Here is a 15,078-nt window from a genome sequence, read left to right as displayed (position 1 = left end):
TTTTCGCACACCCTTTGGCCCTCTAGTGATCCTGGGGACAACGGCCGCCGGGCGTGCGAAGGAAGATCATTTTCGCACACCCTTTGGCCCTCTAGAGAAGAGCTCGTCGACGAGGGCGCGGCTGTCGCATGTATGACAGATCGGGGAAAACCCTGAAAATGATGGTGCTCGGGGTCCTGTCACGCCAGCATGGGAGCGACCCGACGGTCCCCGGGTCGGTGGTGTGAGGGGGGACGGCAATGCCGTATGCAAAAAGCTGGCCCGGTGGCCGGTACCAGTTCGCGGGCGTAAGCGGGCCTGGCGCGCCCGCCATGCGGTGGTCAGTCGCGGTGCCGGACGTGTTCCCGGTTGCCCGGTCCGTGGCCTCGTAACGCCATGGCCGAGGGACTGACGATCAGCGTCGGCGGCCAGGTCGTCTCCGTGCCGCCCGACCGGCCCTTCGTCGTGGGCCGCGCGGCTGCCTGCGACCTGGTGGTCGCGAACACCAAGGTGTCGCGCCGTCACCTGCTGCTGGAGCCCGCGCCGGACGGCTGGGCCGCCGTCGACATCAGCACGAACGGGACATGGGTGACCGGCCGGCGCGTACACCGGGTGCGCATCCACGAGGAGTGCCGCTTCCAGCTTGGCGCGGTGGACGGCCCGGAGGTCGTGGTGGCCCTGGCGTCCGCGCCGACCGCCCCGACCGACCTGCGCGCCGCTCCCGCGGCGCGCGGCGAGGTCCTCGTGGACAGGCCAGCGCCACGGCCAGCGGTGGTCGAGAACCCGCCGCGCCTGACGCCCGCGGCCCCCGCCAGGCCGGCGAACGGGAGCGCGGCCGCGCCGGCCGCTCCCGCCGCGCGGGCGGGCACCCCGCCACCGCGGGCAGCCGCCGCACCCGCCGCGCCTCCGCGAGCTCCCCGCCAGCCCCAGCGGCCGGACGAGGACGATCCCTGGTCCGAACGGCCGACGCTGTTCCCCCGCGGCCAGCAGATGGGCCCGGTCCTGCCGCCGGCCGGCTGGGACGACGCCGACGACCGTGACGGGCAGAGCCGCACGCACCCGCTGCGGATGGGCCGGATGTCGATCGGCCGGGGCCTTTCCAACGACGTCGTGGTCAACGACCTGCTGGCGTCCCGGGAACACGCGGAGCTGCTGGTCGGCCGCGGCGGCGCCCAGATCGTCGACCTCGGCTCGGCGAACGGGACGTTCGTCAACGGCCAGCGCATCGACCGGGCGGTTCTCAGCCCCGGCGACGTGATCGCGATCGGCCACCACATGTTCTATGTGGCCGACCAGCACCTGGCCGAGCACATCGAGACCGGCGACGTCGAGTTCGAGGTCGACGGCGTCTCGGTCGACCGCGACGGGAACCGCCTGCTGCACGACCTGACGTTCAAGCTGCCGGCCCGGTCCCTGCTGGGCGTGATCGGCCCGAGTGGCGCGGGCAAGTCGACACTGCTGGGTGCGCTGACGGGCTTCCGCCCAGCGAACGTCGGCACGGTGCGCTACGCCGGCCGTGACCTCTACACCGAGTACGACGAGCTGCGCCGCCGGATCGGCTACGTGCCGCAGGACGACATCCTGCACACCTCGCTGACCGTGCGCCAGGCGCTCGAGTACGGCGCCAAGCTGCGTTTCCCCGCGGACACGACCAGCGAGGAGCGCCGCCGGCGGATCGACGAGGTGCTGGCCGAGCTCAGCCTCACGAACCGGGGCTCGGGCGGGGCCGGCGGGCCGAACGGGCTCGTGGCCGCCGAGGCGACGCAGCTGCGCTTCATCGACGACGACGACGAGGCGGGGTCCGCGACGAGCGGCGGTGACCTCGCCGACCGGCAGGTCTCCAAGCTGTCGGGCGGCCAGCGCAAGCGCACGAGCGTCGCCCTGGAGCTGCTCACCCAGCCGACGCTGCTCTTCCTCGACGAGCCGACCTCGGGCCTGGACCCGGGCCTGGACAAGGAGGTCATGGAGACGCTGCGCCGCCTCGCCGACGGCGGGCGGACGGTCGTCGTCGTCACCCACAGCGTCGCCCAGCTGAACCTGTGCGACTACCTGCTGGTGCTGGCCAAGGGCGGCCACGTCGCCTACTTCGGCCCGCCGCAGCACGCGCTGGAGTTCTTCGACGAGGCCGACTGGGCCGACGCCTTCCGCGTTCTGCAGACGAACAAGGGCGCCAAGGCGCTCGCGAACCGTTTCCGGTCCTCGGACCTGTTCATGAAGGGCTCGGCGGTCGTGCCGTTCGCGCGGCCGGAGCCCCAGGCACTGCCGAGCATCCGCCAGCAGTCGGTGCTGTCCCAGCTGGTCACGCTGTCCCGGCGATATATGAAGGTCATCGCCTCCGACAAGTCCTACCTGCGGCTGCTCATCGCCTATCCGATCGTCCTCGGGGTGATCCCGTGGACGATCAAGACATCCGCCGGCTTCGCACTGCCCGACACAGGTAAACCGAACCTGGACGCGCCGCGGGCGCTGCTCGTACTGATCCTGATGGCCTGCTTCATGGGCATGTCCAACTCGGTCCGCGAGCTCGTCAAGGAACGGGAGATCTACCGCCGAGAACGGTCGATCGGCCTGTCCACCACCGCCTACCTCGGCTCCAAGGTCGTCGTGCTGTCGCTGATCACGGGGCTGCAGGGCGTCCTGCTGACGGGCATCGCGCTGGTCACCCGTTTCCCACCTGAGGGCGCGGTGTTCAAGCACGCCGCGTGGGCGGAGATGCTCATCGCCGTCGGCCTCACGGCGGTCGCCTCGACAATGGTGGGCCTGATCGTCTCCGCGCTGGTGGACAACGCGGACAAGACCATGCCTTTCCTGGTCGTACTGACGATCTCGCAGCTGGTGTTCACCGGGGCGTTGCTGGTGCTGCCCGGAGCGAAGGGCCTGGAGCAGCTGTCCTGGCTGTTCCCCGGGCGGTGGGGCTACGCCGCGGCGGCGTCGACGTCCGATCTCAACGTCATCCAGATGGCCGGCAGCCAGCAGAACCCGGACGTCAAACCCGACCCCCTGTGGAACCACACCGCGTCGGCCTACCTCGGCGACCTGGTCGGGGTGGCGGCCATCGGCCTCGTCGCCCTGATCGTGACAGCCCTGCTGCTGCGCCGGCTCGACCCGCGCCGCGCCCGCAACCGCTGAACCAGCCACGCGCGGTGGGCGCCTGGCCAACCCGGGGCGCCCGCCGTCCCACACGGGGCAGCGCCCCTGCACGACCGTGCCGTCAGGGGACGCGCTAGAGGACGGCGCCGCGCTCCTTCAGCTCCGTGATCTCCTGCCAGGTCAGCCCGAGCTCGAGCAGCACGGCCTCGGTGTGCTCGCCGTGCTCGGGCGCGCGGGTCGGCTGGCCGGGCCTGCCGTCGAACTGCACGGGCGTGGTCACCATCGGCAGGCCGAACCCGGCGCCCATCTCGACGTCCGCGACGTAGCCGTTGGCGAGCACCTGCGGGTCGTCGTGGACCTCCCGCGGCGTCTGCACGGGCGCCCACTCCCCCGCGAACCCCGCCAGCGCCGCCCGCCAGGCCGCGAGCGGCCGCGCGGCGAAGAGGGCGTCGAGCTCCTCGACGCAGGCAGCTGCGTTGCGGCGGCGGGCGTCCAGGTCCACGAACCGCGGGTCGACGGCGAGCTCCGGGCGCCCGAGCGCGGCGCACAGGCCGGGCCAGTGCCGGTCGGGTGAGAGCATCATCAACGCGACGTAGCGGTCGTCGGCGGTGCGGTAGGTGAGCATCAGCGGGTTCCAGGCAGCGTGCCGGTCGACCCGGGTACCGGTGCGGCCCGCGGCGTCCAGCCGGGCGTTGACGACGTCGGGCTGGATCTGCCAGAGCCCCGCGGCGAGCAGCGACGAGTCGATGACCGACGGCTCGCCCGTCGTCGCGCGCCGGTAGAGGGCGGTGCTCACGGCGCCGGCGAGCGCCAGGCCCGCGACGAGGTCGCCGAAGGCGGGGCGCGGCGGCCCCGGCCACTCGTCCGGCGCGGTGTGCAGGTGCTGCATCCCGCTGCGCGCCCAGTAGGCGCCCGTGTCGTAGCCGCCGCGGTCGGCGTCCGGCCCGCGGGCGCCGAAGGCGGTGCCGCGCACGTAGATGACCGATGGCGCATCGAGGCGCACGTCGTCGACGTCGACCCGCAGCCGGCGGCGGGCGTCCGCGCGCAGGCTCGTCACGAAGACATCGGTGTCGGCGAGGAGCCGCCCGAGCAGCGCGCGGCCGTCGGGGTGCCCAAGGTCGATGCCCACCGACCGCTTGCTCCGGTTGGCGGACTGGAAGAAGGGGTCCACCCCGCGGTAGACGTTGTGCAGACCGACGGTGGTCAGCGCCCGGTACGGGTCGCCCGTCGTCGGATGCTCCACCTTGACGACCTGGGCGCCCCATTCTGCGAGTACCGCGCTGGCCATCGGCACGAACACGTGGGTGGCGACCTCGAGCACCCGCACTCCGGCCAGCGGAGCCACATCAGGCAAGGTCGAACCCTCTCAGCCAGGCCAACAGCAAAGTAACCGCTCATTCAGTATCACCGAGGTGGTCGAACGGACGCCATCTCCTCGTCACGGGATGGCATCCTCGGCACGAGCGCCACGGTCAGCCCTCCGGGCGGGCGACGGCCCGCCCGCGAAAGCGCAGCGGACGTTCTTCGAACTCCTCCCGGACGTGCGCGACCCAGCCGACGCACCTGGCCGTGGCAAAGATCGCTGGGGCCGAGCCGGGCGGCAGCCGGCCCACGTAGCACAGCACTCCCAGTGCGACATCGACGGACGAGAGCGCGCCGCTGTCGCGCGCGTGGGCGAGGAACTGGTCCATCGTCGCGCGCTCGGCCGCGCCGGCCATCCTCCGGACCGCCTCCAGCAGCGGCGCGGTGCGCGGATCGTCACCCAGGTGGCTGGGCTGCACGGTGGCGAGCCGCCGCAGCGGCGCGAGGTCGGGGGCCGCGAGACCCGGCTCCGCGAGGTCGAGCAGCAGCCGATGGACGAGGTCCGAGACACGCCCGTGCAGCTCGCCGTCGAGCGTGCCCAGGGCCGTCAGCACGCAGGCGGGCAGGTCGGACCGGACGGACGCGGCGATGCGGGCGGCAAGGGTGGACGTCGCCAGTTCATGGTCGGCCAGGACGACGAGCGCCCGGTTGAGCGCGCGGACCCGTGGCGGCGTCGACGCCAGCGGCGACAGCCGCGCCCACAGCCCGCGGGCCAGCGGGAACGGTTCGGCCCGCGCGCCGTCCGAGGACAGCCCCGACCCGACCCGCGCCTCACCGGAAGGCGGTTCCCGCTCGCCCGGCCGGCCGCCTGGCGCTCGCCCGCCCCAGCGGAACGGCCCCACGCTCCCGGCCGCCGGCGATCCGTCGGGCGTTTCCGACCCACTCGCGGGGCCGCCAGCTGACTCGGCAAGCAGCGCGACGAGGCGCCGCCCGGTCTCGAGGTCACCGACCGGCCCCCGCAGCAGCGGCGCCGCCGCCGCCACGGCGACCGCCATCCGCGCCAGCGGGCCGACCTGTTCGCCCAGGCTCGCGACAGCGACGGTGGCGGCCGCCCGGATGTCGGCGGGCAGGGACCACGGCGCCCGGTCGGCCGCCCCGCCGGACCAGATCAGCTCGGCCACGTCCTCGAACGGCGTCTCGTCGGCGAGCAGCCGGCCGAGATCATGCCCGCGGTAGGAGATCCGTCCCGGCTCGATCGTGCTCACCGCCGAGCCGACCGCGACGTCGATCCCCGCGCGGGAGCGCCGGTGCGTGCGGGGCCGCCCGTGCCGGGCGAGCAGTTCGACCTCGTCCGCGTCGTAGAGGCTACGCCGCTTCTCGTCGATCCCCGCCCGGGTCAGCGAGCCGCGGCTGACGTACGCGTAGAGCGTCCGGACATCCACTCCGAGTCGTTCGGCGGCCGCGCGCGCGGTCATGAGCCGGCCCATAGGTTGACGATAATCAACGTTGATTGGGACCGCTTCACCGGATCAGACTTCCGTCATGCACCCTGCCAACGAACTGGCGACCTCGGAGACAAACCCGGACGGGCCCCGGCTCGGCGAGCGGGCTGACACGGGTGGAGGCCGTCTCGATCCCACCGGCCTCGACGGATCCGGCGGATTCGCCGCCCTGGTCGGTCGGCTGTGGGAGGCCGTCGGCGACGACCCGTCGACGCCGCCGGCCGAGATCCGCGTCCAGGGTCCGGAAGGCTTCCTGCCGTCGGTGTTCGACGTCACCGGATTCGCGTCGGCGGCCGTCGCCGTGGCCGCGCTGGCCATCGCCGACCTTCTCGCGCTGATCGAGGGCCGCGACGCGCGCGCGGTGACGGTCGAGCGGCGCGCGGCGAGCGCCGCGTTCCTCGCCGAGTCACTGTTCACGCCGGTCGGCTGGGAGCGCCAGGCCATCTGGGATCCCATCGCCGGCGACTACCGGACGGCGGATGGCTGGATCCGCCTGCACACGAACTACCGCCACCACCGCGAGGCCGTCGAGCGGGTACTCGGGCTGACCGGTCGCGGGGGCGGCGCCGTCGACCGCGCGACCGTCACCGCGGTCGTGGCCGGGTGGCCGGGTGACGACCTCGAGACGGCGGTGGCGCGAGCTGGCGGCTGCGCGGCCGTCCAGCGCGACCGGATCGCCTGGCTCGCGTCCGAACCGGGAGCGGCCGGCGCCGCGGAGCCGCTCGTCCGACTCGAGCCGCGGCCCGCGACCGGTGCTGGCTCCCCGAACTGGGCGCAGCGGCGGCCCGGCGACTCGGGCGGGCCTCGCTCCGGCCGCTCCGGCGGCGCCGGCGGGGAGCCCGGCCCACGTCGCCCGCTCGCCGGCCTGCGGGTCCTCGACCTGACCAGGGTGATCGCGGGACCGGTCGCGACCCGGTGGCTCGCCGCCTACGGGGCCGACGTCGTCCGCATCGACCCGGTCGGGTTCGCCGAGGTACCGGCACTGCTGCCCGTGATGACGGCCGGCAAGCGACGCGCCGCCCTCGACCTGCGTGCGGCCGATGGCCGGGCCGCCTTCGCCGCGCTGGTGGCCGACGCCGATGTGCTGGTGTGCGGGCTGCGCTCCGACGCGCTGGACCGGCTCGGGTTCGGGCCGCGGGAGCTGCTGGCCGCGAACCCCGACCTCGTCGTCGCCCGCCTCGACGCCTACGGGTGGTCGGGGCCCTGGGCGACCCGGCGCGGCTTCGACAGCCTGGTCCAGATGAGCTGCGGCATCACGGCGGCCGGCGCCGCCGCGGCCGGTCACGACGCGCCACGACCGCTGCCCGCGCAGGCCCTCGACCACGGCACCGGCTACCTGCTGGCCGCCGCGGTCCTACGCGCTGTGCACCGCCTCGCGCGCACAGGCGAGGCCAGCTTGGTCACGGCGTCCCTCGTCGGCACAGCGAACGTCCTTATGTCCCTGCCGGCCCCGGACGGCCTGGCCGTCCCGGCGCCGCGGTTCTCGCCGGACGACACAGAACCGGTCCGGACCGCCTGGGGCGACGGCCGGGGCGTGCCCGTCCCGGGAGCGATCGACGGCCTGGCGCCCGACCTGGCCGAGCCCGCCGGCCCGCTCGGCTCGCACGCTCCGGTGTGGCTGCCGCGGTGAGCCCCGCGGGCTCGGCCCCGGTCATCCCAACGGTGAGATCGCCGGGCTCCTCTCGATCAGCCCGCTCACCGTGCGCACCCACGTCCAGCGGACCATGACCAAGCTCGAAGCCCGTGACCGCGCCAAGCTCGTCGTCGTCGCCTACCAGTCCGGCCTTGGACCCCCCGAGGAGCGTCCAGGGATGCCAGAAAGCCGATAAGGCACCCGGCACCGCGGCTCCGCCTCGTTCCGGGCGATACATTCTGGCCCGTCGGCCGCGAAAACAGAACCATCGGCCAGAAAAAGGGCATGGCGGTCGCAAAATGTCGTCGGGGACGACGGAGCCCGCCAGCCATGAAAGCGAGCCTGCCGGTGGCGAAAGGACAGACCATGGGGTCGACGACGCCGAGAGTCATCCCTGCCGGGTACGGGCGGCGGCGCTGGCTCGCGGGCGCGCGCCCGCGGCCCGCCCTGGCCCTGGCCGCGGCGTTGGCGACGGCCGGCGTGGCCGCCTGCTCCGGCGCGGACCAACCGTCACCCGCACCGTCGGCCGGCATCGCCACGACCGCCGCCGCTGGCACGGCCCAGGGCACGGCGGGCGCGCCCGCGCGGCCGGGCACGCTCGTGGCCGTCACCACCCAGGGCGCGCTCGTGCGGCTGGACCCGGGGACCGGCCAGACGGTACGTACCCTGCGCCAGGCCGGCGTCGTCGGCGACGCGGTGGCGCTCACCCCCGACGGCAAGACGGTGTACTACGAGGTCGGCGCCGGCTGCGAGCACGAGATCTGGCGGGCCGGCACCGACGGCGGGGCCCCGACGAAGGTCGCGTCGAAGGGCAGCGCGCCCGCGCTGAACCCTGATGGCACCCGCCTCGCCTATGCCGTGCAGTACATCATGGCCACCACGAGCGACTGCCTTCCGCCGAGCGGCAACGTGGCCGCCGGCTTCCGGGTCGTGGTCCTCGACTTGGCGACGCGCAAGACCTGGCAGTACCCGATGCCGCCCGAGGTCGCCGAGTCAGGGCTGCCCGCGCCGATCAGCCACCTGTCCTGGTCGCCGGACGGTGCCCGCCTGGCCGTGTCGATCACCGCGGTCCAGGACAACGAGGGTTGGCGGCTGGCCCTCATGAACCCGTCGACGGACACGACCTACTTCCGCGAGGACGGCTCGACCGACGTGCCGCTGGCCGGCGTCGACCCGCACGACTACTACTACAGCGAGGCCGTCTTCCTGCCGAACGGGCACCTGTTCGCGGTGCGGCAGTGCTGCGACGGGTATCCCCCGAAGACGACGTCGGTGGACATGTCGGAGATCGACCCGGCGAGCGGCCGGCAGATCCGCCAGGTCGCGGTCGGCCTGACCGACCGGGGGCACACCAGCCTGTCCGTCAGCGCCGACGGGCACTGGCTGCTCTACCTGTCCGGAGCCGACCTCCAGATCTCCCAGGACGGCGCCCGGCCGACGACCCTCGCCTCCGGCTTCCAGGCCGCCGCCTGGTAGTCACGCCGCGCCAGGCATCGCCTCGTCGCCGTCTACCGCCCGGCCGAGCTCCTCATGGCGTGGAAACCGTCCGCGTAACAGCTCCCTGTCATGACCGCGGCGCGGCGCGGTCATCGGCAGGGCGTCAGTCGCGACCGGTGAGGCCGGTGAGGCCGCACGCGGCGTGGCTGACGAACTCGTCGAGGCGGGCCCACAGCGTGGCGCGGGTAGGGGCGAAGTTGTGCATGTGGGCCATCCGGCGGACGACGAAGACCGAGAGGTCGGTGGCGGCCTTGAAGCCGGCGATCTCCTCGGCGGGAGGGCGGCAGACGTCGCGCTCGCCCGAGGCGAGCAGGACGGGGACGTCGATGAGGGCGACCTGCTCGGCCAACGCCCCGGGCATCATCAGCTCCATGCTGAAACCGGGATAGGCGGCGGTGCCCCACGGCGGGGGCGTGCGGCGGGCGGGTACCCCGGCGGCGATGTCAGCCGCGACGAGGGCGGCGAGGGCGGCGCGCTCGTCATCGCCCCCGTCCGGCGGGAGCGGCCCGGTGGCGGCGTCCGGGTCCTCCCAGTGGAAGATCCAGGCCCAGTCGGCGCCGGCCATCCGGGCGAGCGTCGCCTGCTCGGCGGTCGCACCGTCCGGGACGGGCACGGTGCGGCCCGGCCGCAGCGGCAGGTTCGTGCCCGCCATGCTGCTGCCGAGCATCGCGACGGCGTCGAAGGTGCGGTGGTAGGCCTGCATGCCGGCGAGCGCATGGCCTCCCAGCGACTGCCCCGCGCCGACGACCGCCCCCGGCTGGAACGGCGGGATGCCCTCGGCCAGAGAGCCGGCCCGCATGCGGTCGAGGATCGTCACGACCGCGGCGTGGTTCGCCGCGGCGACCGTCGGCAGGGTCGTGATCTCCCCCGGCAGCTCGGTACTGTCCCCCACGCCGAGATGGTCGATCGCGACGACGACCGTCCCGCGCGAGACGTGGTGTCCGGCCTGGCTGAATCCCGGGGCCGGCAGGTCGAAGTAGTGCCGGTTGTACCCGCCACCCGGCATCAGGACGAGCACCGGCGGGCCCGCCGCCAGCGCCTCGTCCGCCGGGAGGTGGACGCTCGCCGCGATGTGCCATCCCTCGGCGCCATCCGCGGCCGCGACGGCGGCCTTCAGGTCCACAAGCCGCGTGGATGTCATCCCGCTCCTCCTCTGTGTCGGGGACGCGCGTGCGTCGGGGAGACGCGCGCCGTTTCGGGAACAGGTGCTCAGACGCCGGCGGGGGCCGCCGCGGGGGCCTCGCGCGTGGTGGCCCGCCGCGCCGTGACCGGCCGCCTTCGGCACGGTTGTCGCGCCGCTCGCCTATCCCGCCGCTCGCCGCGCGACCGACAGGTTGCGGGCGCCGGCGAGCAGCAGGGCGGCGCGTTCCCGCAGCACGTCGCACAGGTCGGCGGGGTCGGCCAGCGCCCAGTCCCGGACCGCGTCCATGACGAGCGAGGTCAGCATGAGCGCCAACGACCGCGCGGCGACGTGCTCGGGAAGCTCGCCGGTCTCCCGGGCGTGGACGAACACGACCTCGAACGCCCGCTCGAACCCGAACCGCTCCCCGGCCTTCGTCTGGTAACAGGCGTTGCCCACGTTCTGTGCGGCGAGCATCCGGCGCACCGCGACCCGCGGCACCTTCTCGACCCGCCGGCCGATGCCCGTCACCAGCCCGGCGAGGATTTCGTCGACGGTGTGATTCCCGGCGAGGTCACGCCGCGCGTCCTCGTAGGCGACCCGCGCGGTCAGCCAGCCTGTTTCCAGGAGGATGTCTTCCTTGCGCGCGAAATGAAAGTAGAAGGTGGCCTTCGAGATACCGGCGCGGGCGGCTATCTCCTCGGCGGTCGTCTCGTCGATACCGGTCTCGTACCCGCGTTGTGCCCACAGGTCGAGCGCCGCCTTGACGATGGCCCGCCTGGTGTCGCGTGACCGTTCCTGAACCAGCAACGACCGCTTCGGCCCCGCGCGTCGTTCTGCCACGCCCCTATCACCTCCGGAAGGCCGAGCCTAGCCCAGCCGACACCGCGCGAACATCCGTCCGCGGCCACGGAGCCCAGGTCCGGTCGACCTGGCCCGGCGCGGTGGGGGCCGTGAGGGACGGGGCGAGTCGGGACGATGGCGCCAGACGATGACGCCGGAACGGCTCGCAATTCTTGACGGCGACGTCAAGACTCCGATAGCACGCTCTAATGACGACTGTTGGGATCGCCACCGGCGCGGGCCGGGGCATGGGTCTGGCCTGCGCGCGGCGGCTCGCGGACACGGTGGACGCGCTGGTGCTCGTCGACCGCGACGAGACCACCGTGACGGCGGCCGCCGCCGACCTCGCGGCCGCGGGCCACCGGGCCAGCGTCGAGCCGTTCGTCGCCGACGTCACCGACGCCGAGGCCCTCGGCCGGCTCGCGGCGCGCGTCGGCGAGCTCGGCACGCTGCGGTCGGTCGCGCACGTGGCCGGCATCTCGCCGACCATGGCGGACTGGCGCCGCATCTTCACCGTCGACCTCGTCGGCACCGCCCTGCTGACCGAGGCGCTGCGCCCGCTGTTCACCATGGGAAGCGCGATGGTGTGCTTCGCGTCGCTGGCCGCGCACCTCGCGGGCCCCGGCCCGCACCCGGCCATCGACCCGGTGATCGACGAGCCGCTCGACCCGCGTTTCCTCGACCGTGTCCAGGAGGCTCTCGGCTCGGCGGCCGAGGACACCGGCGTCGCCTACACCTTCGCCAAGCGCGGGGTGCACCGGTTCGTCCAGCGGGAGGCGGTGCGGCTCGGCCCGCTGGGAGCGCGCATCGTCTCGCTCTCGCCCGGCCTCATCGACACCCCGCAGGGCCGCCAGGAGGCCGCCGAGCACACGACGATGGCCGCCATGGTGAAGGCGACCCCGCTCGGCGCGCGGGAGGGGACCTCGGACGAGATCGCCGCCGTGGTCGCCTTCCTGCTCTCCGACGAGGCGCGCTTCGTCACCGGCATCGACGTCCTCGTCGACGGCGGCGTCCTCGCCGCGCTGCGGGGCCCCGGGGCCCCGAAACTGGGGTAGCCCGGTCGCGCACCCGCCGCGGCTCGGCGCTGACTCGCCACATGCGCACTCGACGCGTGCGTCCAGGCCGGCGTTGTGCCAGGAGCCCGGCGCGGGCCGCGGCGGCCACGCGGCGCCACTCCGGAAACACGGCGCGACGTGGGAAGACCACGGAGGGAACTGTTTCCGACGCGTTACGCACTGTCAGCTAGTTGTCAGGTTTCGAACCGGTCCATCCCGGCCGACCTAAGATCACAAATGTGACCCTGGCCACCGCGTCTCCGCCGACGCCCGTCAGCGCCACCGACCGGCTGACCGGTCCGGCGCGGGAGGCGGCTGTCTGGCTGCGGGCGAGGGCCAGGACGACTCCCGGCCTCCTGCGCATCGTGTCCGTGGCGCTCGTCGCGGCCATCACCCTGCTGTGGGCCGCCGCCTTCGCCGCGGTCCTCGTCCGCGACGACGCGGTCCACGCGGTGAGCGCCGACGCCGCCCCGGCCTTCGCCGCCGCCCAGCGCCTGCACGCCGACCTGTCGGAGGCCGACGCCACGATCGCCAGCGCCGTCCTCGCCGGCCCGGTCGAACCGCCCGAGCAGCGCAGGGCCTACGACGAGAGCATCGGCGCGGCCGAGGGCGAGCTGCTCGCGCTGGCCAGGGCGGGCGGCTCGCCCGCGGCGGGCGACGCGCTGGACACGCTGCACCGCGAGATCCCGGCCTACACCGGCCTGATCGGCCAGGCCCGCGCCAACAACCGGCAGGGAAACGTCGTCGGCGGGGCGTACCTGCAGAAGGCGTCCCAGCTCATGCAGCAGACGATCCTGCCGGCCGCGGACAGTCTCGCCGCGAGCAGCGCCCAGCAGGTCGACGACGGGTACCGGCGGGCGACGTCCTCGACCCACCTCGTGCTGGTCTCGGTCGCGGGCGTCGTCACCCTGGCCGCGCTGGCCGGTGTCCAGGTGTGGCTCTTCCGGCGGACCCACCGGTGGCTCAACCTTGGGCTGCTCGTCGCGACGGCCTGCGTCCTGGTGACCTTCGCCGTCACGCTCGGCGCCTTCTCGGCCGAGCGCGCCCGGATGCTCGAAGGCCGCGACCACGGCTTCGTCCCGATGTCCGAGATCGCCCAGGCCAGAGTGCTCGGCCTGCGCGCCTGGGGCGACGAGAGCCTGTCGCTGATCGCGCGCGGCGACGGCGCGGCCCTCGACGCGGACGCGGACGCCGTCGCCACGCGCCTCGGCTACACCCCGGAGGGCGACCCGACGGGCTCGGGGGTGCTGCCGACCATCACCGCCTACCAGAACGGGGAAGGCCTCCGCGACGGCGACCTCGAAGTGTTGTGGAGGGGCTACCAGGCCACCAGCAACACGGTGCGCGACCAGGTGAAGAAGCCCGGCGAGTTCAACCAGGCGCGGGACCTCGCGCTGCGCGACGGCACGACCGCCTTCGGACGGTTCGACGACGCGGCGGAGGCGGCGCTGAAGGCGAGCCAGCAGCGATTCGACGACCGGCTCTCGGCCGCGGGTGACCGGCTCAGGGGCCTCGAGGCCGTCGTCGTCGTGCTGTCGGTGCTGGCCGCGGCGGCGGCGCTGGCCGGCATCCAGCCACGGATCAACGAGTACCGATGAGGCGGCGACCCATGACGCGCGGGCGTCAGCTCCGTCCTGTCCGTCACCCGCGGCGCATGGGCGCGGGCGTGCGCACGGCTCTCGGCTCGGCCCTGGTCGCCGTGCTGGTCGCGGGCTGCGGGACGGTCACGAGCCCGCTGGCCGACGCCGGCCGCCCACTGCCGTTGACGACCGCGCCCGGCACCGCCCCGGCCACGACGTCCTCGCCGGCCCCCGCCCCGGACTGCGGCGATCCGAGGGTCAGCCGGCGCCCGCCGGCGGTCATGCCCGCGCCGAACGCGATGCCCGTTGGCAGCTACATGGAGAAAATCGCCGACCGCGGCTACCTGAGGGTGGGCGTCCTGTCCGACGCACCGCCGTTCGGCTCGATCAACCTGGCCGCGGGGCCGGACGGGGGGCAGTTCGAGGGCTTCGACATCGACATCGCCAAGGAGATCGCGAAGGCCATCTTCGGTCCGGACGGCGCCGACGAGGCGCACCTGAAGTTCCGGGCGCTCGTCAACTCCGAGCGCATCCCCGTGATCCAGAAAAACGAGGCCGACATCATCGTGGCGACGATGACGACGAACTGCGCGCGGCGTACCCAGGTCGACTTCTCGGTGCCGTACTACGAGGCCAATGCCCGGGTGCTCGTCCTGAAGGGCTCGCCCTACCACGGGATCGAGGACCTCGGCGGCAAGAAGGTCTGCTCGGCGGCGGGGACCACCTCGCTGCAGCACGTGGCCGACGCCGCGTCGAACCCGATCCCGGTCGGCCTGCCAGGCGACGGCGACTGCCTGCTCGCGCTGCAGAACGGCGACGTGGAGGCGATCTCGACCGACGACACGATCCTCATCGGCATGGTGCAACAGGACCCGCGGACAGAGATCGTCGGCGGCGTCCTGGACACCGAGCCGGACGCGGTGGCGGTAAGCCTCGACCATCCCGACCTGACGCGCTTCGTCAACGGCGTGCTCGCGCGGGTCGTGGCGAGCGGGCGCTGGGACGAGATCGCGCAGACCTGGCTGGGGTCGGTCGACCCACCGCTGAACCCACCGCCCTCGCCGCCCACAGCGCTCTACCGGGACTGAGGCGTGATGGCGCCCGGGTCGCTGTCCGCGCTGGACAGGACACTCGACCAGCTGCGCGCCGGCGCGGCCGGGCTGGCCACCGCGCTGCTCGAGCTCGACACCGACGCCAACCGGGCCCTGCTCGACCCGGCGGCGCGGACCGGCGCCACGGCCGAGCGCTCCAGGGCGGTGCGCGCCCGGCTCGACTGGCTGTGGGAGCGCCACCTGCTGCTGTCCGGCGTGATCCGCCAGGCGGAGACGCTGCGCGGCGACCGGTCCTGGCTGGGCCCGCGCCGGATCGCGGAACTGGAGGTCCTCCTGCACCGCGCGTCGCAGCCACGACCGCCGGCACCGCCGGCCGTCGGCGGTGACGCCGCCAGCGCGGGCACCGCCAGCGCGGGCACCGCCAG

10 protein-coding genes and 2 pseudogenes are annotated in these 15,078 nt (G+C 73.8%); 8 read left to right on the top strand and 4 right to left on the bottom strand.

Annotated features, from left to right (window positions below):
* The first annotated feature begins 375 nt into the window (after nt 1-375).
* Nucleotides 376-3,108, top strand: coding sequence for an FHA domain-containing protein (locus BCD48_RS40650; protein WP_071053733.1), 2,733 nt, complete (start codon nt 376-378; stop codon nt 3,106-3,108).
* A 94-nt stretch (nt 3,109-3,202) separates the two neighbouring features.
* Here the strand turns inward: BCD48_RS40650 and BCD48_RS40645 are convergent, their stop codons facing one another.
* Together BCD48_RS40645 and BCD48_RS40640 are read right to left on the bottom strand one after the other, a co-directional pair.
* A complete protein-coding gene (locus tag BCD48_RS40645) occupies nt 3,203-4,423 on the bottom strand; it encodes a CaiB/BaiF CoA transferase family protein (protein WP_083419964.1) in 1,221 nt (406 codons plus the stop codon).
* A gap of 118 nt (nt 4,424-4,541) precedes the next feature.
* Complete coding sequence (locus tag BCD48_RS40640) at nt 4,542-5,846, bottom strand: citrate synthase (RefSeq protein WP_131804213.1); 1,305 nt, start codon at nt 5,844-5,846, stop codon at nt 4,542-4,544.
* A gap of 67 nt (nt 5,847-5,913) precedes the next feature.
* Here BCD48_RS40640 and BCD48_RS40635 point away from each other — a divergent pair, with 67 nt between their 5' ends.
* The 3 genes and pseudogenes from BCD48_RS40635 (at nt 5,914) to BCD48_RS40630 (ending at nt 8,982) form a co-directional block, all read left to right on the top strand.
* Nucleotides 5,914-7,503, top strand: coding sequence for a CoA transferase (locus BCD48_RS40635; protein ID WP_083419963.1), 1,590 nt, complete (start codon nt 5,914-5,916; stop codon nt 7,501-7,503).
* A 19-nt stretch (nt 7,504-7,522) separates the two neighbouring features.
* A pseudogene (locus BCD48_RS47995) lies at nt 7,523-7,702 on the top strand (response regulator transcription factor); the annotation flags it as partial.
* A gap of 170 nt (nt 7,703-7,872) precedes the next feature.
* The gene (locus BCD48_RS40630; protein WP_071053731.1) at nt 7,873-8,982 is read left to right on the top strand and encodes a TolB-like translocation protein; all 1,110 of its coding nucleotides are present in this window, start codon (nt 7,873-7,875) and stop codon (nt 8,980-8,982) included.
* Between the two features lie 124 nt (nt 8,983-9,106).
* Here BCD48_RS40630 and BCD48_RS40625 read toward each other — a convergent pair whose 3' ends face one another.
* Together BCD48_RS40625 and BCD48_RS40620 are read right to left on the bottom strand one after the other, a co-directional pair.
* Nucleotides 9,107-10,144 carry an alpha/beta fold hydrolase gene (locus BCD48_RS40625; RefSeq protein WP_071053730.1) on the bottom strand — a complete coding sequence of 346 codons (1,038 nt, stop codon included), beginning with the start codon at nt 10,142-10,144 and terminating at the stop codon, nt 9,107-9,109.
* 162 nt (nt 10,145-10,306) lie between these two features.
* Nucleotides 10,307-10,966, bottom strand: coding sequence for a TetR family transcriptional regulator (locus BCD48_RS40620; RefSeq protein ID WP_071053729.1), 660 nt, complete (start codon nt 10,964-10,966; stop codon nt 10,307-10,309).
* A 209-nt stretch (nt 10,967-11,175) separates the two neighbouring features.
* Between BCD48_RS40620 and BCD48_RS40615 the strand changes: the two genes are divergently transcribed.
* From BCD48_RS40615 to BCD48_RS40600, 4 genes and pseudogenes are all read left to right on the top strand, one after another.
* Nucleotides 11,176-12,021, top strand: a complete 846-nt coding sequence (locus BCD48_RS40615) for an SDR family oxidoreductase (protein WP_071053728.1) — start codon at nt 11,176-11,178, stop codon at nt 12,019-12,021.
* Between the two features lie 239 nt (nt 12,022-12,260).
* Nucleotides 12,261-13,619 carry a GlnX family signal transduction membrane protein gene (locus BCD48_RS40610; RefSeq protein WP_241842371.1) on the top strand — a complete coding sequence of 453 codons (1,359 nt, stop codon included), beginning with the start codon at nt 12,261-12,263 and terminating at the stop codon, nt 13,617-13,619.
* Nucleotides 13,620-13,630: 11 nt separating this feature from the next.
* Complete coding sequence (locus tag BCD48_RS40605) at nt 13,631-14,689, top strand: glutamate ABC transporter substrate-binding protein (protein ID WP_241842370.1); 1,059 nt, start codon at nt 13,631-13,633, stop codon at nt 14,687-14,689.
* Between the two features lie 6 nt (nt 14,690-14,695).
* Nucleotides 14,696-15,078 (top strand): annotated as a pseudogene (locus BCD48_RS40600) (hypothetical protein); the annotation flags it as partial.

The organism is Pseudofrankia coriaricola (assembly GCF_001854805.1).
In the GTDB taxonomy this organism is placed as follows: Bacteria; Actinomycetota; Actinomycetes; order Frankiales; family Frankiaceae; genus Pseudofrankia.
The sequence above is the reverse complement of the archived record's forward strand: the minus strand, read 5'-3'. Positions and strand labels throughout refer to the sequence as shown.

Excerpts from the sequence above, each read along its gene's own strand:
- BCD48_RS40635 (WP_083419963.1), top strand. The coding sequence starts at position 5,914 with ATGCACCCTGCCAACGAACTGGCGACCTCGGAGACAAACCCGGACGGG.
- BCD48_RS40615 (WP_071053728.1), top strand. The coding sequence starts at position 11,176 with ATGACGACTGTTGGGATCGCCACCGGCGCGGGCCGGGGCATGGGTCTG.
- BCD48_RS40640 (WP_131804213.1), bottom strand. The coding sequence starts at position 5,846 with ATGACCGCGCGCGCGGCCGCCGAACGACTCGGAGTGGATGTCCGGACG.
- BCD48_RS40650 (WP_071053733.1), top strand. The coding sequence starts at position 376 with ATGGCCGAGGGACTGACGATCAGCGTCGGCGGCCAGGTCGTCTCCGTG.
- BCD48_RS40630 (WP_071053731.1), top strand. The coding sequence starts at position 7,873 with ATGGGGTCGACGACGCCGAGAGTCATCCCTGCCGGGTACGGGCGGCGG.
- BCD48_RS40605 (WP_241842370.1), top strand. The coding sequence starts at position 13,631 with ATGACGCGCGGGCGTCAGCTCCGTCCTGTCCGTCACCCGCGGCGCATG.
- BCD48_RS40625 (WP_071053730.1), bottom strand. The coding sequence starts at position 10,144 with ATGACATCCACGCGGCTTGTGGACCTGAAGGCCGCCGTCGCGGCCGCG.